This is a genomic window from Paenibacillus sp. FW104-T2 (genome assembly GCF_058789975.1).
The window spans coordinates 79,660-101,714 of the sequence record NZ_JBYTCE010000019.1 but is presented as its reverse complement, the minus strand read 5'-3'; the positions used below and the strand labels follow the sequence as shown (position 1 = coordinate 101,714).

The following is a 22,055-nucleotide window of genomic DNA, read 5'->3' as shown; positions in this document are numbered from 1 at the left end:
TCCATTACCGGAGCATCGCCAAATGCTCAGCGATCGGCCCAAGCGCCAGTGATGGGAAGAAGGTGAGCGCTCCGACCACCACAATCATCATCACCAGAATCCCTGCGAATAAAGGGGTATGTGTACGAAGTGTACCCGTTGTTACCGGAACTACTCGTTTCGTTGCCAGGGATCCTGCAATCGCGAGCATGGCAATCATGGAGATGTACCTTCCCAGAAGCATCACCACACCAATGGCGATATTGTAAAAGTCGGTATTGGCATTCAGTCCGGCAAAAGCGGACCCATTATTGGCAGCACCCGATGCAAAAGCATAAAGCACTTCGGTCAGGCCATGCATGCCTGAATTTGAAATCGAGGCTACCGCTTCGGGCCGCATAAGCGCCAGTGCAGTTGGAGCCAAAATAATCAAGGGATGAATCAGCAGCGCAATCGATGCGAGCTTTACTTCTTTCCCTTCAATTTTTTTGCCCAGAAATTCAGGTGTCCGTCCTACCATCAGTCCGGAGATAAACACGGCCAGAATGACGTACAGCAATCCGTTAAGCAGGCCTACCCCTTTACCGCCAAATACGTTATTGAGCATCATTTCAGCAAGTGCCACCATTCCGCCGAGCGGCGTGAGCGACTCATGCATATTGTTGACGGATCCCGTTGTCGCAGCTGTAGTCACTGCCGTGAATAACGCCGATTCGGCTATCCCAAACCTGACCTCTTTCCCCTCCATGTTCCCTTGAATGCCGGCGGCATCCAGCGCAGGTACACCGCGGTACTCCGATACAAAAACAGTCGTGAGCATCACGAGAAACAGAAAGCTCATCGCTGCAAACAATGCCCAGCCTTGCTTCCGGTTGTTTACCATCAGTCCGAATGCATACACCAGTGCAGTGGGCAGCAGCATCATGCAGACAATGTGGACCAGATTCGCCAGCGCCGTTGGATTCTCGAAGGGATGTGCTGCATTGGTTCCAAACCAGCCGCCGCCATTCGTACCAATGTGTTTAATCGACTCGAGTGAAGCAACCAATCCGCGAGTGATTGTCTGCTCTCCGCCTTCCAGCGTGGTCGCGTTCACCGCCCCTGCCAGCGTCTGTGGCACACCCTGAAAGACCAGGAATAAGGCCACAATGAAGCTCAGCGGCAAAAAGATTCTTGTAATCGACCGTACCAGGTCGACATAAAAGTTCCCCAGTTCATCCCTCCGGCCAACCAGTCCGCGGATGAACGCAATGGCTACAGCGAAGCCCGTTGCCGCTGATGTAAACATCGGGAACGTCACGGCCAGCATCTGTGACAGATACGACAGGGCATTCTCGCCCGTATACGACTGCCAGTTGGTGTTGGTCATGAAGGATGCTGCTGTATTAAACGCCTGCGCTGCAGGCATGTTGCTGATGCCATCCGGGTTGAGCGGCAGAAACTGCTGCAGCCGCAGCACTAGAAACATCAAAATCAACATGACGAAGTTGGAAATGAGCACAGCTGAAAGGTACTTTTTCCAGCCCATCGACTCATTCTCCCGAACCCCCATTAGTCGATAGAGCAGTCGTTCAGGCCTACCGAAGATCCGGTCCAGTCCTGTCCGCTTGCCATCGAATACCTTGACCAGATAACTACCCACCGGTTTCACCAGCAGGATGATGATCAGCAGCGTGACCGCCACTTGTAATAAACCGCTACCCATATCCATAGTTCCTCCCTAATCTGCGTTCCAAATGATTCAGAACTTCTCCGGCTTTACGAGCACATAGCCCAGATAGACTATCAGTGCCAGCACAATTATTCCTATAACGGTCATATGCACCTTCCCCTCTCTGACTATAGCCCTAGGCTCTCTCGCAGAATTTAATGAAACCCCAGAACACCACGAACAGCAGTACAACCAATCCGATCATAGAAGCATCATTGACCATATGCCCTTCCTCCCTCTCTCTACCGTTCTTTCAACCTGCTACGTGTAAAATCTTATACCTGAACGCTGTAAAAAGGGGGTAAAGAAATCCCTGCCAAGGTGTAAAAAAAACGTAAAAATAGACCCGTCTCTTTGCCAATGGCTGAAAGAAAACGGGTCTATTAGTGATTTGATCTTTATCCAAACGGATTCTGTGCCCATTGCAGCAGTCTCTTTTTCGTGATTTTGCCGTGGGATGTGTGCTTGATGACCTGCCCTTGATCCAAGAGCAGCACCTGTGGTGATTCATGATGTACCTCTGTTTCCTCCGCAATCCGGCGGGAGAGCGGGCGATTCTCGATGACTTTGACGATATGATAGTCCATCCGCTGTCTGGGATCGGACGCATTGGAGCCCACAAATGCCATAAACTCGCGGTACGCTCTCGCGCTGATCGGGCAGGTGGTGCTGTGCTTCAGGATGAGTACGGGATGATCCTCCGAAGATTGAAGTGCCTCTTCCCAGTCTTCCTGTCTGCGGAGTTCACGGACATGTTCCTTTAACATATCTTCCGTACCGGCAATTGCCCGTTTGCTTACCGCTGATCCAATCACGACGCCAAGGGCCACGCCAAAAGCAATGCCGAGGGCGAGCTGATCCGTTGCCGTACCAATACTCACTCCGAGTGCTAGCCCTAACCCAAGCCATAGAGCCTGGGGATTCACTTTTTTCTCCACAGTGATCATCCTTTCAGAGGATATGTATAATAAGGTTCTATAACAATTTTCTGTCCTGTATTCTCCTCAAATTATATCATAGGCATGCCTTGGATCGACTTTTATAAAATGCATCTTCGGGTATATACTTGTGATACACTGATTGTAAATTGGAAACGATGAATGGAGAAACAATGGGAAAGGCGGAATCACGAAATGACATATGCTTTTATGATAGAGCCTCAGCAGTACATTCCCGTGGACAACGATGAGGAACTCATTGAAAAGTGCCAGGAGTGGGGCCTGCTTTCGGGTAAAGCAACCAAGCTCAAAACGTTCTACTATAAAGGAAACGGACTGAACACGCCCTGTACCATCATTGGTTATGTGGATCACATGGCTGCCGTCATCCAACTGGATAATGAACAAAAACACTGCATTCATCCCTCTTATCTGAAAGAGATGCAAGCGTCGAGCTACAATGTAAGACCCGTGACGGCAGCAGAAACGGATAAGGCGAGTGAGCCATTGGACGTATCCCGGACAGAGGACGCAGCTCATGCTGTTACTGCTTCAGTCCACGTGGATGCCATATCCGATTCGGACGGTATTCCATCGGATCTGAATGACTTGGACATCGATGCCGGGGAAAGCCATTCCGGACTGAAGGGTGACCCGGATGGACTTGTAGAGGAATATGTTGGCCCACAAGGCGGGACAAGCAGTAAAGCGAAACCGAAGGCGAAGACGGCAAGCAAGGCGAAATCGGTCAAGATTGACCTGCCTGAAGGCAAAGTGAAAATGACGGCAGTCGTCAAGGAATTTACGACGGTTCCAAACCATTTCTCCGACAATGATGATGAAGTTATCGTTTATGAAGGCGTGGCCATCACCGAGCCTGATCACGTTGAACTTGGTGAAGCCTGGTCCAGCCATAGTGCCACGATGAAGAAGCAGGAGCTTGAAGTCGGAGATGTCCTTACTTTTGAAGCAAAGATCATTAAGAAGAAGCTCACTCGAAATCCGGTGCCCTATAAGATCAACAATCCTTCCAAGATTCAAAAGCAAGTCTAGGCCAAAAAGACCTCCAGCTCGCGTGATAAAATCAGGCAGTGGAGGTCTTTGCTTTTTTTATGAATAGAACGAAGACAAATGGTTATGCTTGGCCGGGTGTACAGCTAATTTGGAACTGAACGCCGTACTTGTCCGTAACCATGCCGTATGCCGGGCTCCAGAATGTCTCCTGGATTGGCATTTTCACCTCTCCGCCATCTTCGAGTCTGTTGAAAATGTGCTTGGCTTCCTCTGGGGTATCCGTATTCACAGTAACACTAATGTTGTTACCAATGATATGAGGCATGCCCGGGAACGTATCCGACAACATGAGCACTGAGCCCCCGATCTGCAGAGAAGCATGCATGATACGGTCCTTGGCTTCTGGCGGAATCGGATGCTCCGGACTTGACGGACCTTCACCAAATGTCTGAATTGCCAACACTTCTGCGTTAAAAATCTCTTTGTAGAACGCGACTGCTTCTTTTCCGTTTCCATCCGTTACAAGATACACATTCAAACTAATCGCCATGCGTTCTTCATCTCCTTAAGCACATGTTTTGATAACCATTCCTGCCGCTTGCGACATGAGTATATAGGACAGGTTGTCCTTTGACAAGCAGGTATTTCCTTCTTAAAGCAATACCCTTTCCGGTCAGATCTTATCCCCGGACTCTCCTGATATAATGGGTCAGCAAAATACATATTCCTGGTACAAGCGCCGCGAAGCTGGCATAGATCAGACACCATTTCAAGAGGGTAAAGATCGGTGTTACTTCGGCTATCACGGGTGTGCGTCCAGGATAACGAAGCATAACGATGGAAGCACCTATATTTTCTAGCATATCCATGGCCCAGCCTCCAACAGGAAGCAGGTTGATTTGGCGCCAGTGGCTCTCTACAGGGAGCACGCGGTAGAGCATGGATATAAGCATCACCAGCAGAAACAGATAGGCCATAGGCCAGAGGAGATCAAAGGTGAACCGCGCCTCTACATAAGCACGCTGGCCTGTTTCTCCGTACTGTTCGGCCATTTGGTACAGATCATCAGCAGAATACAAGAAAGACGAATCCGGTGATGCCCCTCCACCCGTTGCTTTCTCAGACTGTTCTGCTTGCCACGGCAAAATGTAGGCAATAAAACCGGCAAAGATCAGGATCGCGATCAAAACCCATTTCCAGTTCACCCAACTATACAGCCATTTGGATAGCAGGTTCAGCATACTTATCCTCCTTTTCTTGTATATAAACAAAAACAACCATCTTCCGAACTCATGTCGGTAAGATGGCTGATGTAAGGACTATATGGATTTATTCTTCTTGACGATGTCGGCAATCTCGCTCTCCAGCAACAAATACCGATGTACGCTTCGCATAATGGGCACCTTGGTTAACTTGTTTTTGTCCACATACAGTTTCATTTGATCTTTAGTTAAACCGAGCAGACTGCCTGCCTCCGAAACCGTCAGTACAACCGCGGGGTTTGTCGCATTAAATGTTTTTTTCACCTTTTGATTCCAGTCCTCGAATACCTGCATAGATCAGTGATCTCTCCCATCCATAGCCAGTAAATTTCCAGGCTGAATAGATTAAGTATATCACACTTGTGACGATCGTAACTTGGTCCTTGCACAGAACCAATATATGTTAGCTTACTGAGAGGATACTCGCAGATCGGTCTGCACGAATACAATCGTGTAAAAGAGCCAAAAAAAGCCACTTTAAAGTAAAGTGGCCCGAGATATAAAATCAAATGATTGCCTTATGCTTCTTTCCAAAATCGGCGCAGGTTGTCCATCGCAATTTGGGATGCAGACTTACACTCTTCCATGCCTTCGAATTCCACCGTAATGTTGCCATCATATCCGAATTCCTTGATCAGCTTCACAATTTTCCGGATTGGGATATCTCCATGCCCCACAATGGCTCCGCGCAGAAAATTGCCATGAGTTGTGGTGAACCAATCACCACCACCCGGATGTTCATCATATGGACGGAAATAAAAGTCCTTGAAATGAACCAGGGAAGCGTATGGCAAGTTCTTCATGACACCGATTATCGGATGCTCATCCACACACATAAAATTGCCAATGTCCAGCGTTGTTTTGAAATTGGAGCGGTCTACAGCTTGCAGCACTCGTTGCACCCGATCGCTTGCCTGCACACTGAACCCATGGTTCTCAATCGTCGTTGTAATGCCGAACTGTGCGGCATAGTCCGCGATAATTTGGCTTCCCCGAACCATGAGCGGCAGATGCTGCTCAAACCAGGTAATGGTCATGTTTTCCTTCGGCAAGGTAAAGGCCGTCACGTCATGACGCATATGTTTGACACCCATTCGGTGCACGACATCGACATGCCTTTTGACCCGGGCCATTTCTTCCTCAAAAGCCTCTTCCGTCTCCTGTACAAAATTGGCCGGCATCGAGTAATTGGACAGCTCTATGCCTGCGGAAGCAGCACGCTCCCGAATCGCATCAGCCAGCTCCGGGTTATCTTCCACCGTGTAGCCGTACGGGACCATTTCCATATGCTCGCCGCCATTTGCCGCAATCCAGTCGATCACGTCCAGAACCGTCATCTCGCCCGACTTCAAATCGTTCAACAAGCTATACGTACTCAGGCCCACCTTCATCTTCTCAGCTCCCTAACGGTATTGTTTGATAAATTCAACCGCCTTGCGGATATCCTGTTCAGGCTGATCGCCGACTTCGCGCTCAATCGTCAGGTACCCTGTATAACCAATCTCCTGAAGGGCAGCAAAATAGCTGTCAAAATCCACTCCACCCTCTCCGAGCGGCACCTCGCGGAAAAAGGTTCCTGAGGATACCATTTCGGCAATTTTCTCATGATCCATCGGCGCATAGCCCACTGCCCCGTATACATCCCTTGGATCGACTTCCTTCAGGCGTACACCATCCTTCACATGGGTATGTACGATGTAGTCCTTCAGCAGACGCACACCCTGAGCCGGGTCATCACCCGTCACCATCACCATGTTAGCCGGGTCAAAATTGACTGAAACCCCGTTTGTTGAGAGGGTATCCAGAAATCCTTTCAGATCAGCTGCCGTCTCCGGTCCTGTCTCAATTGCAAAGTACGCGCCTGCACTTTTTGCATACTGACCAAGCTCTTCACATGCTGCGTGCAGCGTAGCGTATACCTCTGAGGCGGGGTCATGCGGGACAATGCCGATATGGGTCGTCACAATATGGGTACCCAGATCAAGAGCCAGATCCACGATACGCTTGGACTTCTCGACTTTCCATAGATTATCTTCCTTCACCTGAAATCCGTGACCACCCAGGTCGCCGACCAGGGCTGAAATTTCAAGACCCAGGGAATCAATATAGCTTTTAAGCTCCTTGCGTGCCGCGGGAGACAGATTTTCCGGATCCATCTCTCCCTTGACCGCATAGATTTGCACACCTTCAGCACCCACATCCTTGGCCTTTTTCAACCCTTCACGCACACCTACGCCGAAGCTATCCACGATTACACCGATCTTGTTCGTTAATGTCATGTCATGCCCTCCCGTGAATTGGTATTTTCAAAACAGGATACTGTCTGAGCCGATAATCAGATGATATGAACGTCAATGATAGAGAAGTGACTCTTATCGACTCTTCCTCATCATAACTAAAGTATGAATCGCCGTCACATATCAATCCAACACCTTTTATTCCATTTACGTCATTTACCGTGTAGGTTCCAAGCTGTTGTCCAGGCGATGCCTGGCTACCCCTTAATCAACAGGACGAAGTTTCACCGATTTGATCTCATAGGGTCTAAATGTTAGCTCGAATGTGCCTTTCTCAGAAGCAAGCGGATTGATTTCATCCTCCAACAGGTTGACGATCGATGCCTCCACATTCCGGTCATTCCACTGGACCTGTACCGTCTCCCGGCCACCTGACGATTCATAGAAGCGAAGTATCGTTCCCGTACCATCTTCCGAGGCCTTAACCGTATCCAGGATGACATGCTTGCTCTGATAATCAATCCAGGCATGCTCCGCAGGTAGGACGCCCGCATGCCTGCCTGCGGCAACGGCCTGAACGGGATGATTCAGCTTCATCGCCTGACGTACGACCCCAGCTTCCCGCCAATCTCCCTGGTGGGGCAATAATGAATACGTAAATTCATGTTCGCCCTGATCGGCATGTTCATCCGGCCACTTCGGAGCACGCAGCAGGGACAGGCGAATTGTCCGATCCTTGATGTCGTATCCATATTTGCAGTCATTCAGCAGACTTACTCCGCTATTGCCCTCGGAGATATCCGCCCAGCGATGCCCACAGACCTCAAACTGTGCCTGTTCCCAACTGGTGTTGTTATGTGTCGGCCGTTCCAGCGCACCAAACGGGATTTCATACGCTGCTTTCGCAGCCACCAGATCCACCGGAAAGGCTACCTTGAGCAGCTTATGAGTTTCATTCCAGCTGACCTTTGTCTGGAAATCCACCCGTCGCTGATGACGATAAAATACGATTTCCTGGCTGATGTCAGATTCATTCAACTTCCAGCGAAACCGCAGTACATCCTTGGCTGCACCCCGCTGTACAACCTCCTTCGAGATTAGCTGAACCTTACCTGCAGGCTGAGATTCGAACCTCGGATCAATGTCCCATGCATCCCAGTAGGTCGGTTTGTCGTGGAAAAATTGCAGTTCATTCGCCTTGTCCCCTGGCTTCAACCACTCCCGACCCACAGATTTGTCGTACCATCTGGTAATCTCGCCGATCTCGTTGAATTCAACCATATAAAATGGGGTCTCCCAGCTGGAAGGAAAAGAGTCCTCCTTCCATGCAGCTTGAGCAGAATGCTTGTCTGGGCAAAGCCATATCGTCGTATAACCAAACGCAGGGATGGATGGGATAACGACAGACAGGGTCCGTACGTCTTCCTTTTCCACCAGATCACAATCCATCCGATTACCGTTCTGGTCAAACGCTGCCATGCCGCTGAGTTCAGCACCCCCACTAAGGGTCACCACTTCTCCGCGCTCCCAGCCCAGACTGTTAAATATGACATACGGCATGCCTTCCCATCCATCCGTTGCAATGCGCTCTGCGAGGCTGCCGAGTGAATTATTCAGAGCCGACGTGCCCAGCTCAAACACCCTCGTGTACTCTTCCGCTGATGTAACGTACGCTTCCGGAATGGACGTGCCGGGGATAATATCATGGAACTGATTAAGCATCATCAGCTTCCATCCGTCGTCCAGGTTGCTCTTGATCTGCTCTGCTTCAGTCCCTGCAAACTGCCCCCAGATTTCTGCATCCCTATACAGCACCTCAGCCTTGCGATTGCTTCGTTTATTTCGCGCATGCGTCGTATACGTTCCACGATGCAGCTCCAGATACAAGTCGCCATGCCATTTCGGCAGCGTCGGATTATCGGTCGAAATCCCTTCGAAAAAGGCCTTAGCCGTGCTGAATGTGCTGATCGGCTGTCCAACCATGAACTGGGCACGCTCCGCAAACTCAACCATCTCATGTGTAACCCCGCCCCCACCGTCTCCATGTCCATAGAGCAGCATTTGCTCCGGATGCAGATCCTTCTGTTTATAGGATTGCCAGTGTTCATCCACATCCTTGGGACGCGTATGCTCATTCACCCCGTGATTGAGATACGCCAGCACTGAGGTACCGTCTATGCCAACCCAGTCGAACAGGTCGTAAGGAAACACATTGGTGTCATTCCAGTTGAGCTTGGTGGTCATGAAATAAGGAACATTCGCAAGCTGAAGTATTTGCGGCAGGGACGCACAGTAGCCGAAAGTGTCCGGCAGCCATTCGATGCTTGAGCGCTTGCCAAACTCCTCCTGGTAGAAGTTCTGTCCGTACAGAATCTGTCTCACCAGGGACTCGCCGCTCGGGATATTCAAGTCCGGCTCTACCCACATGCCACCGACGAGTTCCCATCGACCCTCAGCAATGCGAGCTTTGATCCGTTCGTACAGATCCGGATAATGCTCCTTCACGAAGGCATATAGCTGAGGCTGGCTCTGTGAATACACGAACCCCGGATGTTCGTCCATTAAGGTACACATCGTGGAGAAGGTACGGCTGGATTTGCGCACGGTTTCCCGTACAGGCCAGAGCCAGGCGATATCAATATGTGACTGTCCCACAAGATGCATGAATCCATCCCGTTGTTCTTCCGGATCTTGCTCCTGCACGGACTGTGCAAGCAATTGTTCGAAGCGCTGCACCCACGCTGGCTCAACCCACCGCCTCGGCTCGTTGTACATCTCATCCATGATTTGGTGAATGGCCCGAACCAGCCGGGTACGCTTCAGATCTTTTTCAGGCAATGCCTTTAGCGATTCTGCAAGCACTGTTACGCTATACATGAGACTTTGCAGAGGACGATTGATATGTACCAGGGCTGTATGTATGCCCCGGATCGGTGGTTGTATGACCGCCTGGCGATTCAGTGGATCGTGCGGCTCCGGAATGGGATCATACAGCTCAATCTCCAGCAGGGGTGATGCCCCAACCCGGCTTCGGGGAAGCGGGACCAGCCAATGATTGCGATCCAGTCCGTGATACGGCATGCCGTTCACCTTCAGCAGCCCTTCACCACCCGCTTCAAAAGTCAAAGCAATGGCATGATCCTCCCAATCGCCAGGGATTTCAATGAGCTTGCTCATAAAATATGTCGTTCCATGTGTACTATGAAGGGGATTTACAAATTGGACGGAGGCCTCTTCCTGCTCCATCTGGTATTCCCCAGGCCGTATATATTTGGCCTTCTGCATCTGCCATTCGGGCAGCTCCACCTTCGCTAACCATTGCTGCTGTGACATATCCTCTATAAATCGGCTTATCCGAATCATACCGGTCCCACCTCACTTCGCACTTGTAAATCGCATGCCTTCCACTTCTTAGAGCTGCTGCCAACCATCAGACGGAACTTGCCCGGCTCAACCACCCACTGATAGCGGGAGTCCATGAGCTCCAGGTGCTCTGCATTCACGGTAAAAGTAACCGTTTGGGTCTGTCCGGGCTCCAGATAGATCTTGCGAAAACCCTTAAGTGACATTTCCGGCCGAGTGACGGAAGCAGCTTCGTCCGTTATATAGAATTGCACAACTTCAGCTCCAGCTACCTTACCTGTATTCGTGACCTCCACCTGAACCTCAGCCTCACCATTCGGTTCGATCATTTCAGGCACCACTCTCACATGGTCATACTCGAATTCGGTATAGCTGAGTCCGAAACCAAACGGATATTGCGGCTCCAGATCCATCTCCAAATATCTCTTCCCCCGCGTACGTCTGGCATTGTAAACCACGGGGAGCTGTCCGACATGTTTGGGGATGGAGATGGTCAAACGCCCGGATGGATTCACATCTCCAAACAGAATGTCTGCCACCGCATTGCCGCCCTCCTGCCCGGGGTACCAGGCCTCCAAAATGGCATGCACATGCTCGTCGATCCAAGGCTCTGCAATAGGTCGCCCGTTTATATATACGACAACCACGGGTTTGCCCAGCTTATATATCTCCTGCACCAACTCCAGCTGCACACCCATCAGATTCAGCGATGAACGGTCGATACCTTCACCACACTCCATATCATTCCATGGATTATCCGTTACAACCGATGCACCCGTCCGCAGATCAATCGTGCCTTCCCCGAAGTCGCGAGCACTTGATCCGCCCATAACCATCACAATGACGTCGGCCTGTTCAGCACAAGCGAGTGCTTGCGCAAATCCCTCCCTGGAATCGCCTTTGATCCGGCAGCCGGGCGCGTACAGGATTTGATCCGCATGAGCACCAACCTTGCGGCGTATGCCTTCCAGCACGGTAACGATCTGTCCACTCGGTTGTGGAGAGGTGTAGTCTCCCAGCTGGTTATACGTATGATTGGCGTTCGGACCCAGTACCGCGATCTTCGGATTCGTCTTGCTGAGCGGAAGGAGATTCTCCTCATTTTTGAGCAAAACAATCCCTTCCTGGGCTGCCTTCCTTGCCAGCTCTACATGCTCTTCGCAACCAATCACTCGCTCGGCGAATTCTGGGTCGACATAAGGCTGCTCAAACAGCCCCAATCGAAACTTCATCTCCAGAATCCGCCCTACCGCTGTATCCAGATCCTGATGATGAATCAATCCCTGCTCCAGTGCCTTCGCCAGATGTTTACGATACATGAATCCGGACATCTCCATGTCCACACCCGCTTGAAGAGACTGAGCTACGGCCTGCTCCCCGTTCTCCGCTGTGTTGTGTCCGCTGACCAGCATCTGAATGGCACCAAAATCGGTGATGACAAACCCCTCAAAGCCCCACTGCTCGCGCAGGAGATCATTCAACAGATACGTGCTGGAGGTGCACGGTACACCGTCAATCTCGTTGTACGCTGTCATTACAGAACAGGCACCGGCTTCCACTGCCTTTTTGAAAGGCAGCAGGTCTACCTCGTGCAGCTCGCGCAGACCCATATGCACAGGAGCGGCATTACGCCCTCCTTCCGAGCTTCCATATCCCGCAAAATGCTTCAGCGTTGCCATAATGGTCCGGTCCGAATCGAGACGGTCTCCCTGTAATCCCCTGATCGCTTCCACAGCCAATTCACCAATCAGATATGGGTCTTCGGCAAAACACTCCTCGGTCCGTCCCCATCTTGGGTCACGCACTACATCCAGCACAGGCGAATAGGTTGCTGCTCCACCCTGGCTGCGAGTCTCGACCGCAATGGCCTCACACATCTTGCGGTACAATTCCGTATTCCACGTGCTTCCTACGGTCAGTGGCACCGGAAATACGGTTGCCCCGATCGCCATATGGCCATGCGAACATTCCTCCCCGAACAAAATGGGAATGCCCAGACGTGAGTTTTCAATCGCATAGCGCTGAATTTTATTGGTGGCAGCCGCTCCCTGGCCCGGGGTCAACCCGGTTTCCAGTGTTACCTCGGTCCACGGGTCGGCACGAAGCACGCCGTATAGAGAACCAACACCACCTTGCGCGATATTTTCTTTGAATTCCTCCGTCACTTGTACGGTGCCATCCGACTCTTTCCGGTATGTCTTCCAGCCCATTGGCTGGATCAGCTGACCGATTTTCTCTTCCGTAGTCATCTGTTCAAGCAAATTCTGTACCCGCTCGGGGATCGGTAACGAAGCATCTCTATAATCCATGTGCACACATTCTCCTTATGCATTTGGCTTGGCTTGCTGCTTGTGTTCCAATTAAGATCAAATGGCTTTTCGGTAATCGCTCGGTGCGACCCCTACCACATTTTTGAAGGCCCGGTTGAAGGAGTTGTAATTCGTGTATCCGACTTCCTCGCTGATCTCCTGAATGGCCTTATCCGTCTCCTGCATCAACTGTTTGGCCTTCTCAATCCGCTGACTGATCAGCAAATCCACAAATTTCTCACCAATCTCATCCTTGAAAAGCTTGCTTAAATACTTCGGATTAATATCGAACAGGTCACTCAAATAATTCAAAGACAGATCCGGATTGTTATAGTTCTCTTCGATATACTTTCGAATCTCCAGAATATGCGTCCGATGTTTTTTGGAACAACGGAGCACCTGCATCTGTCCGGCAAGTTTTTGGAAGCCATCCTTACACAATTCCTGCAGATCCTCGGCCGTTTCCCAATCCTCCACATTCCGAAGCAAATGACCCATGACCTCCGCCCAAAGCTCGTGGTACTCACGAGGCAGCTCTGCGAATTCCCGGTTGACATGCTGGAACAACAGCTGGATCGTGTTCATGATTTCCTGACGGGATAGCATCGAGGCATGAATTTGCTCAAACAGCCTGTCAAAATGCTTGTCCCAATCGTCATCGGACAGCCGCATGGCCTGTACCAACAGCGATATGGTCTTCAGGAATTCATACACGTCATTGGTTGAGCCCGGCACATCACCGTACGGAATAATTCGGTTTACACCCAGCACCGCTTTGTAATCGAGCGCATGGACCGCTTCCTTGAAGGATGCTCTGAGACCACGCAGATCAACAGCCACCCGCCCAATTCCAATGGTTACCGTGAAGTTCAGATACTGCTCGACCTGGTCCAGATAACCTTCCAGCAGTCTGCGTTCACTCTCTTCCGGCTGCGGCGTCTCCGGTAACCATAAGATGGCATACAACCGATGGTCCGAGATCCACTCCGCCCATACCTCGGTATCTTCCTTGCGGGCGCTCTCCTGCAAAATGCTGGACAATACAAATTTCAGAAGGGACTGGTCCTGCACATGGTATTCATCAATGAAGCGGGAGTAGCGATCGATCTCCACGACCATCACGGTCCATCTGTCGTCCAATTGCGGCAGACTGAACCTGTTCATCTCGGCCGAGAGTTCATCGGCAGTAAATTCCCTCGTTCCCTCCAGCAGTTCCTGAAAGAAGTATTTTTTCTTCAAAATCAGATTCTCTTCGTACTCCTCCTGATACTGCTTCGTCTGGTCAATCATTTGTTCCAGCGTGGCTTGGATAAATCGGAATTCGTTCTCCTTGGAATGGCCCATGCCTGGCTGTTTCTGTGAAGCAACCGTCTCAATTAACGTGACGATCTGCTGAATCGGCTTATAATTCCTGCGCGTTACATAGATCACCCACACCACACCAATGAGGACAACAGCCACGGCAAACACAAACCAGATATTGTAGAATTTCAGGGCAAATTTGACGACTTTGCCATTGTTCAGCCCTGTCTGTACCTTCCACCCGCTGTAGCTGGAAGTGAATTCAGAGAAAACTTCACCGGAAGAGGCTTGGACTGCATGCTCTTCTGTCACACCGCTGTCCCACAGATTGCCGCCCGACCGATTGTAGATATTGACGAAGGTGAACTCGGGATCGTACATCTGCATAATGGACTTCTGCAGCGTCTGCAGATCAACATTTACCACAATCAGCCCACTCCCATTGCCAACTCCACGGATCAGTGTAATGACTTGTTTTCCTTCCTCTGTGGGAAAGGCCCTGAAGGTTCTTCCGCCGACCCATTTCTGCGTTTCTGCAGCCCGGCTGTCTTCTATAAATGCCGCATCCGGGAACTCCTCGATGGGCACGGGCTTGCCATTGCTGAATACCTTATCATCCCTGTAACGGACCATATAAATGGAGTCGATTAACGGATATTCTATTTTCAATTCGTCGATAACCTGAACTGCCTGAATGCCGGCATAGACATCATCACTTCCGGTTACCGCGTAATAATTTTTCAGATTCGGATTGGTCAAAATCTCACGCAGCACCTTGAAATCGATCGAGCGCAGGGAATTATCCAAATACTGCGTCACTTGTGAAGCCAGAAATTCATTGGCCTTTAGTGCTTCCTTGCGGTTCTGTTCATTGAAAATCTGGAAAAAGATAATAAATAGAATCGTAGTCACAATAAAGAACACAGGCAGATACGAAAGCAGCAAACGTCTAAACCAATTGTTGTTCATCCCCAAGGTCCCCCCACCACTGTTTATACATGTGACGACAACCACTCGCTCTGGTCGTTAACTACCTATAAATAATCCGCATTATATCGGAGGAAGTGGGGTTGTCAAAGGATAAAACTGTCCCGGTCACTGGTGACTTCGGGACAGTCTCGATCTTGAATTCCTCAACTATTATTGATCCTTCTCAATTGCACGCTGGTAGATCTCAAGGTAATTGCTGAGTCCCAGTCCATCGAAGCCTTTGACATATGAATCCCATTCCTTATCGATGCTTTTGCTGCCGATAATGAACTGTGCCATATTGGTCTGCACATAATCCTTGATGGCCGTGGTGAGTTGTGCTGCCGATTCGGTATCCTCCGGACGAATAAATACATTTGCCGGATATACTTCTTTTGGTGCATATGGTTCATACACATTGGTCGCTTGAGCCAGCCTTGTACCGTAGCCTTCTGCCTCTAATGGATTTTGACCTTCGGCAAACAGGTTACGGAACGTATTGGACAAGTCATGTGCTCCGATCTGCGACCAGCTTTCGTTAACAACAACGTTCGGGTCACGTTCAGGCAGGTTGTAGTAGCTGTACTTGGCAGGCTCGCCATTGATGTTTTTCTCATCTGCATCAGCCTTCTTCCATCCCTTGCCTTCGGTCGGGCCATATTCCGCGTACAGGGCACCTTCTTCACTGAACATGTAGTCCACAATTTTGATCGCCGCAATCTGCTGTGCTTCTGTTGCTTTGTTGGTGATAGCAAATTCAAACTCGCCTACGCTCTGTGTAGCACCTGTTGTTTGTACGCCATCCGGTCCTTTCAATGGAGGAACGATCTCCCAATGCTGGTGACGTGTAATATCTTTGTCATAGGTGTTCACAAGATAGCTGACCAGTGCTGTTGTAATGGAGCCGACCACTTCGTCGCCTTCCTTATTTCCCAGCTGTCCGATCGCCTGATCGTTTTGCGTGAAGGAAGCCGGGTCGATCAGGCCTTCTGCATACAGCTTGTTCATGTACTCCAGCCCTTTTTTCCACTCATCCTTGTTTGCTGCAAAATCAACCTTGCCATCGTTCACGATCAGGTATTTGTCGTTATCGTTGTAAATAAAGCTGTTCATCAGGTAGGCATCAATGTTGCCGTTCCATACGTACTTGTTCGGTGCGCCAGTGAGAGGAATCTCATCAGCCTTGCCATTACCGTTGGGATCCTGCTCCTTGAACGCCTTCAACACCGTGTACAATTCATCCGTCGTTGTTGGCATTTTCAGGCCCAGGTTATCGAGCCATTCTCTGTTGATCCAGTACTTCTGTGCATACGTACAGTGGTAACATTCGTTGAAAATCGGCAGGGCATAGATGTTGCCGTCCGGAGCTGTGATGGCTTCTTTGAAATATGGCTTCTCTTCCATGATCTTGGTCAGATTCGGGCCATATTCCTTAATCAGATCCTGCAGCGGTAGGAACACACCTTGTTTTCCATAATTCTGAAGATCTGAGGTGGTGAACTTGCCGTGAAGGAACACTTCGGGATAATCACCACTGGCGAGCAGCAATTGTCTGCGGTCCTGCAATGCGTCTGTCGGGGCCAGATCCCATTTCAGGGTAACGTCGAACTTGTCTTCGATAAATTGGGTAAACTCATTCTCTTCCATGGATGCTTTGCCTTGCGGGGCAAAGAAAGTCATCGTTACAGGGCCACCGCTCTCGCCGCTACCGTCGCTACCTGCACCCGATTCTTCAGATGAACCGCATGCGGACAACAAAGCCATCGAAGCAAAGACCAGAAACAACATCGAAATCCAAGATTTTCTCAATCTGACTCCTCCTTTTTGTTCAAAACGGCATACAACTCGTTTACTGCACTCGTATAAAACCGATCCCGGAAGCCGGCGTGTTCCTTCCACCTCCTTTCAAGAGGCCAGCCGGGCATCATTTCTGAGAATTATCCCTTGAGGGAACCAACCATGACCCCTTTGACAAAATGCTTCTGTACAAACGGATACATGATCAAAATTGGAATACTTGCAACAACGATAAGTGCATATTTCAATACCTGCTCGAAGCCCTGATCCCGCATCTGCTGACTGGTATTGGCGAGCATCGCCGGATCAGCCGCATTCAGGATGAGCAGATTGCGCAGGACATATTGCAGCGGGAACAACTTTTCGGAACGCAGATAGATCAGGGCATCGAAATACGCATTCCAGTGACCTACGGCATACATGAGTGTCATGACAGCCAGGATGGGCTTCGACAACGGAAGTACGACGCTGATCAAATACCGGATATCCCGGCAGCCGTCCATTTCCGCCGCCTCTCCGAGTTCTTCCGGGATGGAAGACTGGAAGAAGGTTCTCGCGACGATGACCTGGAACACCGCGAGCGCCCCTGGCAGCCACATCGCCCAGCGTGTATCGAGCAGGTGCAGGTCCTTCATCAGGAGGTAGGTTGGGATCAGGCCGCCATCGAAGAACATCGTGATCATCATGAAAATGATAATGGCCCCTCGCCCATAGAACGACTTGCGTGACAAGGGATAAGCCAGCATGACGGTCAGGGCCACGTTAATGAAGGTGCCGACCACGGTGTAGATGATCGTGTTGTAGAAACCGAGCATGAGCTGCTGGCTTTTGAAAATGGAGATGTACGCCTTGATGTTAAAGTCCACTGGGAACAGCCACACCTGACCGGATGTAACGGCTCGTGAAGAGCTGAATGAAGAACTGATGATATACAAGAGGGGGTAAAATACCGTTAACAGTATGGCGAACAGAAAGATATAGTTGAGTGTCATGAAGATGCGGTCACCGAGCGGATCCTTGATCCGGTTACGATTAAACAGGTTGAACATGGATGAGCTCCTCCTTTACCACAAGCTGTTCTGGGATACTTTGCGGGAAATGCCGTTGACGATGATCAGCAGGATCAGATTGATAATGGAGTTGAATAACCCTACTGCCGAGGAGAAGCTGAAATTTGCACCGATCAGACCAACCTTGTACACATACGTGGAGATGACCTCCGATGCGCTTGTGTTGAGCGGATTCTGCATCAGATATATTTTTTCAAAGCCGACACCCATAATGCTGCCCAAACTCAGAATCAGCATGATAACGGTGACTGGAACAAGCGTTGGAAGATCGATATGCCATATCTTTCGAAGTCTTGAAGCCCCGTCCATCTTCGCTGCCTCATACAGCGATGGATCAACACCCGCAAGGGCGGCGATGTATATGATGGATGAATATCCCATGCCCTGCCATACACCGGACCAGACATAGATGGATTTGAAATATTCCGGAATGCCCATGAAGTTGGTCATCGGGAAGCCGAGCAGCGTGAACAGCTTGTCTACCACGCCCACATGCGGGGACAGCATCAGAATAATAATGGATACCATCACGACCGTGGAGATAAAATGCGGAGCGTAGGTGACCATCTGGACGGTCTTCTTAAAGTAACCCGTTCGGATCTCATTCAGCGCCAGCGCAAGCAGGATCGGAATGGGGAACCCGGCGATCAGGGAGTAGAAGCTGATGCCGATTGTATTTTTGATCAGGAGCCAGAAGTTGGGGGATTCGAAGAATGCCTCGAAGTGTTTGAATCCGACCCAGGGGCTTCCCCAGATTCCTTTGACTACACTAAAATCCTTAAAGGCAATCTGGACCCCAACCATGGGGATGTACTTGAAGATCAACAGATACAACACGGGAGGCAGAACGAGCAGATAGAGCTCCCAATGCTTCTTGAGGCTTTTGATGAATGGATGCTGCCTTTTGGGCTCCACCTGATTCCTTTGCTGGAGTTCCAGGTTGGCGGGTATGCTTTCCGTAGCTCGACTCATTTGCGTCACTCCTTCTACACCTCAAGTGTAATAATACATTACATTCAATTCACTAAAACATCCTGTTTTTCGATCAAATTGATGTTTTGACGCTAACCGTGTTAGTAATAGTATCAGGTAGCGCTTTCTTAATTCGATAGTACATGGAACATGGTTTTTTGATCAATTCGTAATTTTCTCCCACCTCTCCATATTCCATAAACCCTTGCGGCACAAGCATTTATGCGCCTTTATTATCAGGAATCCCACCTCCATATGCTTGAATACAAAAATCCCGGAGGCCCTGATTGCTCCCCCGGAATTCACATGCCATCTACCCACTTGTTAACAATTTGAACGTATGCGTGATCGGTGCTGTCCCAGAAACTGCAGATGGCGGCAGATCGACAACGAGTCCATTCTCCGTCTGCTGATACGAAATTACGTCATTGGTGCCCACGAGTTCAACTCGCTCTACTTTTACCAAATAAGGGATGATGACTTGTGCTTCTACTGCTTCGTTCTCGTTTCTGTATAAACGGAAGGCGTACACGGTATTGATATCTTCCTTCTGCGTAAAGGCCCAATCCTTCGTAAAATAAGGTCCGCAGATCCGGGTTCCATAGATCCCTTCACCGTGGGTGTTGAGCCATTCACCAAGTGCCTTGATGCCCCTCACTGCCCCTTTGGGAAGGCGACCATCCGGCTGCGGTCCAACATTCAGCGCCAGGTTGCCGCCCTTGGACACCACTTCAAGCAAAATATGCGCCAGCTGTCTTCCCGATTTATACTGGTCATCAAATCCGAAGGCGAAGGAATTACCCACTGTGATGCAGCTCTCCCAAGGGATATTCATCGGGTGTTCCGGGATGGTCTGCTCTGGGGTAACAATATTTTCGTATGCTCCACCTACGGTGCGGTCTGCTGACAGAAGCCATGGCTGAGTTGTCTGACGTGCCCGCTCCACAACTTCTCCCAGCCGGATATCCTGGCCGTGGCGACCCTCTCGCACCCAACCGGCATCCAGCCACAGACATTCGATCCGGCCATAATTGGTCAGCAGCTCCATGATCTGCTCATGTGTGAACTCCACGAATTTCTCCCACAGCCACGGGTACTTGTGGGGATCGTACGATGGTCCGCGCCACATGTGGCTTCCGCGCTCCATTCCAGGTGCCCAATAATACGGGGTATGCCAGTCCGCTTTGGAGAAATACGCCGAGATCCCCAGCCCTTTGGCCCGGAATGCGTCAAAGAGTACTCTACAGATGTCCGCATATTTATGGGTATGAAACGGGGTATCCTTGCCCGTGATCCGATAATCGGTCGTATGGGTGTCCCACATGCAGAAACCGTCGTGGTGCTTCGTCGTGAACAGGAAGTATTTGAAGCCATTGTCTGCTGCCATCTGTGCCCATTCTTCGGGTTGGAAACGGATCGGATTAAAGGTTTTGTTCAGATCGAAATATTCCCGCTTGAAATGCTCCATGTCGTCCGTCCAGTCGATGTCATCACGCGACCAATCGCCATCCTCATCGCTCAGTGCCCAGGACTCCACGAGTCCAAGCTGGGAATAGGGGCCCCAGTGCATCATCAGCCCCAGCTTCTGGTCCTTGAACCACTCCAGCCGCTCAAGGAGCAGCGGATCTTCTGGTTTGACCCATTCTTCCTCTTTGCTAAAATGGTGTACCCCGGCTTCAACGACCTGTTCTTCCTGTTCCAGCACCACGTCTTTGGTTTCGCTCATCCCGTTCATCTCCCTTGGATTAGATGTCATAAGCTGAATAAATAGCTGTACACTGGACCACTGCGCGGTCAGAACCATCTTCTGATCGCTGTTATCCCCGGATTTTTTTGAATTCACTTTATAATTGATGGAAATCCGGGGATAAACGCGAGCGCTTCGCTTCTCCAGATTGGTTCTGCCCTCTCCGTTAACGTGTAACGGTTTAGTTCAACTAAGAAAGACATATTAAGTCCTGTTACTTCGTAATACAGATTGGTTCTGCAATCTCCGTTTTGGCTTAAACGTTCAGTTCAACAAATAAGGGCATTATTATAGTGAAATTTCGCGTCCCTCGCGTGCTGACTCGTAAATGGCACAGAGCATTTTCATCACTTCCACGCCGTCCTCTACCGGACTAAGCGTCTCCTTCCGGCCCTGTGTGCTGTCGATAAAATGGTTGATTTCATTACGAAACGAGCCCATAAAATCGAAGGATTTGAAATCCACCTGCGGGGTCATGTTCAAAATGGTGTTGAATTTCTCGCCAATGATCGAGATTTCCGGCTCCAGTTCGGCACCGCCCTTGTCGCCGTACAGTTTGACCGAGGTTTCATCTGCCTTCGCATGAAGTGTGAAGCTGACATCCACAAGCAGACTTGCCCCGTTTTCGAAACGAATCAGGGCATTCGCCATGTCCTCAACAGTGTTCTGATCAGCGTCATAGTCTGCGGCTTTGTAAAAGGACAGATTCTTGATATGGGCACGATTGCCGAGTCGATTGGACACGTTGGCAGAAACGGATTTCACTTTTGGTCTGCCCATCAGGTACCAGCAAATATCAATGACATGCACGCCAATATCAATCAGCGGACCGCCGCCGGAGCGATTGATATCCGAGAACCAGCCGCCCGGGTTACCGAGGCGACGCAGGCTGGATGCTTTGGCATAATAGATCTCGCCCAGCTCACCCGCATCAATGAACTTCTTCAGAATCTGCGCATTGTCGCTATAACGGCGTACAAAACCGACCTGCAGCAGCTTGCCGCTGCGATGAACGGCTTTCTCTACTTCGAGGGCATCTTCTACGGTTTGGCATAGCGGCTTCTCACACAGCACGTTTTTTCCGGCGTCCAGTGCAGCAATGCTGATCTCTGCATGAGAATCATTCCATGTACAGATGCTGACAGAATGAATCTCGGGCAAGGCCAGCAGTTCCTTGTAATCGGTGAATACATGAGTTGCATCATATTTTTTCGCCATGTCTGCGGCACGTGCTTCATTCAGGTCACATATGGCGTATATTTCAACGTCTGGATTACTGGCATAGGCTTGCAGGTGGCAATCGGATATTGATCCGGCACCGATAACGGCGACTTTCAATTTGGACATTGTGCTGATCCCTCCATAAATAAAATCTAATGATTGTC

General features: G+C 50.1%; 17 protein-coding genes. 1 reads left to right on the top strand and 16 read right to left on the bottom strand.

Annotated features, from left to right (window positions below; all coding sequences use genetic code 11):
• Positions 1 to 4: 4 nt before the first annotated feature.
• From kdpA to ytxJ, 3 genes are all read right to left on the bottom strand, one after another.
• Positions 5 to 1,684, bottom strand: a complete 1,680-nt coding sequence (kdpA, locus tag AC3WQ3_RS21645; protein ID WP_492473493.1) for a potassium-transporting ATPase subunit KdpA — start codon at positions 1,682 to 1,684, stop codon at positions 5 to 7.
• A gap of 36 nt (positions 1,685 to 1,720) precedes the next feature.
• The gene (locus AC3WQ3_RS21640; RefSeq protein ID WP_419720073.1) at positions 1,721 to 1,798 is read right to left on the bottom strand and encodes a potassium-transporting ATPase subunit F; all 78 of its coding nucleotides are present in this window, start codon (positions 1,796 to 1,798) and stop codon (positions 1,721 to 1,723) included.
• Positions 1,799 to 2,088: 290 nt separating this feature from the next.
• The gene (ytxJ, locus tag AC3WQ3_RS21635; protein ID WP_492473492.1) at positions 2,089 to 2,628 is read right to left on the bottom strand and encodes a bacillithiol system redox-active protein YtxJ; all 540 of its coding nucleotides are present in this window, start codon (positions 2,626 to 2,628) and stop codon (positions 2,089 to 2,091) included.
• 195 nt (positions 2,629 to 2,823) lie between these two features.
• Here ytxJ and AC3WQ3_RS21630 point away from each other — a divergent pair, with 195 nt between their 5' ends.
• Entirely contained in the window at positions 2,824 to 3,681 is an 858-nt protein-coding gene (locus AC3WQ3_RS21630) for a hypothetical protein (RefSeq protein WP_492473490.1), read from the top strand.
• An 82-nt stretch (positions 3,682 to 3,763) separates the two neighbouring features.
• Here AC3WQ3_RS21630 and AC3WQ3_RS21625 read toward each other — a convergent pair whose 3' ends face one another.
• The 13 genes from AC3WQ3_RS21625 to AC3WQ3_RS21565 form a co-directional block, all read right to left on the bottom strand.
• Entirely contained in the window at positions 3,764 to 4,192 is a 429-nt protein-coding gene (locus tag AC3WQ3_RS21625) for a VOC family protein (protein WP_492473489.1), read from the bottom strand.
• 130 nt (positions 4,193 to 4,322) lie between these two features.
• Positions 4,323 to 4,883, bottom strand: a complete 561-nt coding sequence (locus AC3WQ3_RS21620; protein WP_492473488.1) for a hypothetical protein — start codon at positions 4,881 to 4,883, stop codon at positions 4,323 to 4,325.
• Between the two features lie 78 nt (positions 4,884 to 4,961).
• Positions 4,962 to 5,198 (bottom strand): DNA-binding protein, encoded by a 237-nt coding sequence (locus tag AC3WQ3_RS21615; protein WP_492473487.1) that lies wholly within the window; start codon positions 5,196 to 5,198, stop codon positions 4,962 to 4,964.
• Positions 5,199 to 5,422: 224 nt separating this feature from the next.
• Entirely contained in the window at positions 5,423 to 6,295 is an 873-nt protein-coding gene (locus AC3WQ3_RS21610) for a sugar phosphate isomerase/epimerase family protein (protein ID WP_492473486.1), read from the bottom strand.
• Positions 6,296 to 6,307: 12 nt separating this feature from the next.
• On the bottom strand, positions 6,308 to 7,183 hold the full coding sequence (locus AC3WQ3_RS21605) for a sugar phosphate isomerase/epimerase family protein (RefSeq protein ID WP_127540531.1): 876 nt from the start codon (positions 7,181 to 7,183) through the stop codon (positions 6,308 to 6,310).
• Positions 7,184 to 7,405: 222 nt separating this feature from the next.
• On the bottom strand, positions 7,406 to 10,504 hold the full coding sequence (locus tag AC3WQ3_RS21600; RefSeq protein WP_492473485.1) for an alpha-mannosidase: 3,099 nt from the start codon (positions 10,502 to 10,504) through the stop codon (positions 7,406 to 7,408).
• Positions 10,501 to 12,813: a glycoside hydrolase family 3 N-terminal domain-containing protein gene (locus tag AC3WQ3_RS21595; RefSeq protein ID WP_492473484.1), complete on the bottom strand. Its 2,313-nt coding sequence runs from the start codon at positions 12,811 to 12,813 to the stop codon at positions 10,501 to 10,503. Before AC3WQ3_RS21595 ends, AC3WQ3_RS21600 begins: the two co-directional genes overlap by 4 nt.
• Positions 12,814 to 12,870: 57 nt before the next feature.
• Complete coding sequence (locus AC3WQ3_RS21590; RefSeq protein WP_492473483.1) at positions 12,871 to 15,084, bottom strand: helix-turn-helix domain-containing protein; 2,214 nt, start codon at positions 15,082 to 15,084, stop codon at positions 12,871 to 12,873.
• A 171-nt stretch (positions 15,085 to 15,255) separates the two neighbouring features.
• Positions 15,256 to 16,893, bottom strand: coding sequence for a type 2 periplasmic-binding domain-containing protein (locus AC3WQ3_RS21585; protein WP_492473482.1), 1,638 nt, complete (start codon positions 16,891 to 16,893; stop codon positions 15,256 to 15,258).
• A gap of 128 nt (positions 16,894 to 17,021) precedes the next feature.
• Complete coding sequence (locus AC3WQ3_RS21580; protein WP_095293099.1) at positions 17,022 to 17,930, bottom strand: carbohydrate ABC transporter permease; 909 nt, start codon at positions 17,928 to 17,930, stop codon at positions 17,022 to 17,024.
• A gap of 15 nt (positions 17,931 to 17,945) precedes the next feature.
• Positions 17,946 to 18,923 (bottom strand): ABC transporter permease, encoded by a 978-nt coding sequence (locus AC3WQ3_RS21575; protein ID WP_153976529.1) that lies wholly within the window; start codon positions 18,921 to 18,923, stop codon positions 17,946 to 17,948.
• 313 nt (positions 18,924 to 19,236) lie between these two features.
• Positions 19,237 to 20,649, bottom strand: coding sequence for an alpha-L-fucosidase (locus tag AC3WQ3_RS21570; RefSeq protein ID WP_492473517.1), 1,413 nt, complete (start codon positions 20,647 to 20,649; stop codon positions 19,237 to 19,239).
• 309 nt (positions 20,650 to 20,958) lie between these two features.
• A complete protein-coding gene (locus tag AC3WQ3_RS21565; protein WP_110821807.1) occupies positions 20,959 to 22,017 on the bottom strand; it encodes a Gfo/Idh/MocA family protein in 1,059 nt (352 codons plus the stop codon).
• Positions 22,018 to 22,055 lie beyond the last annotated feature (38 nt).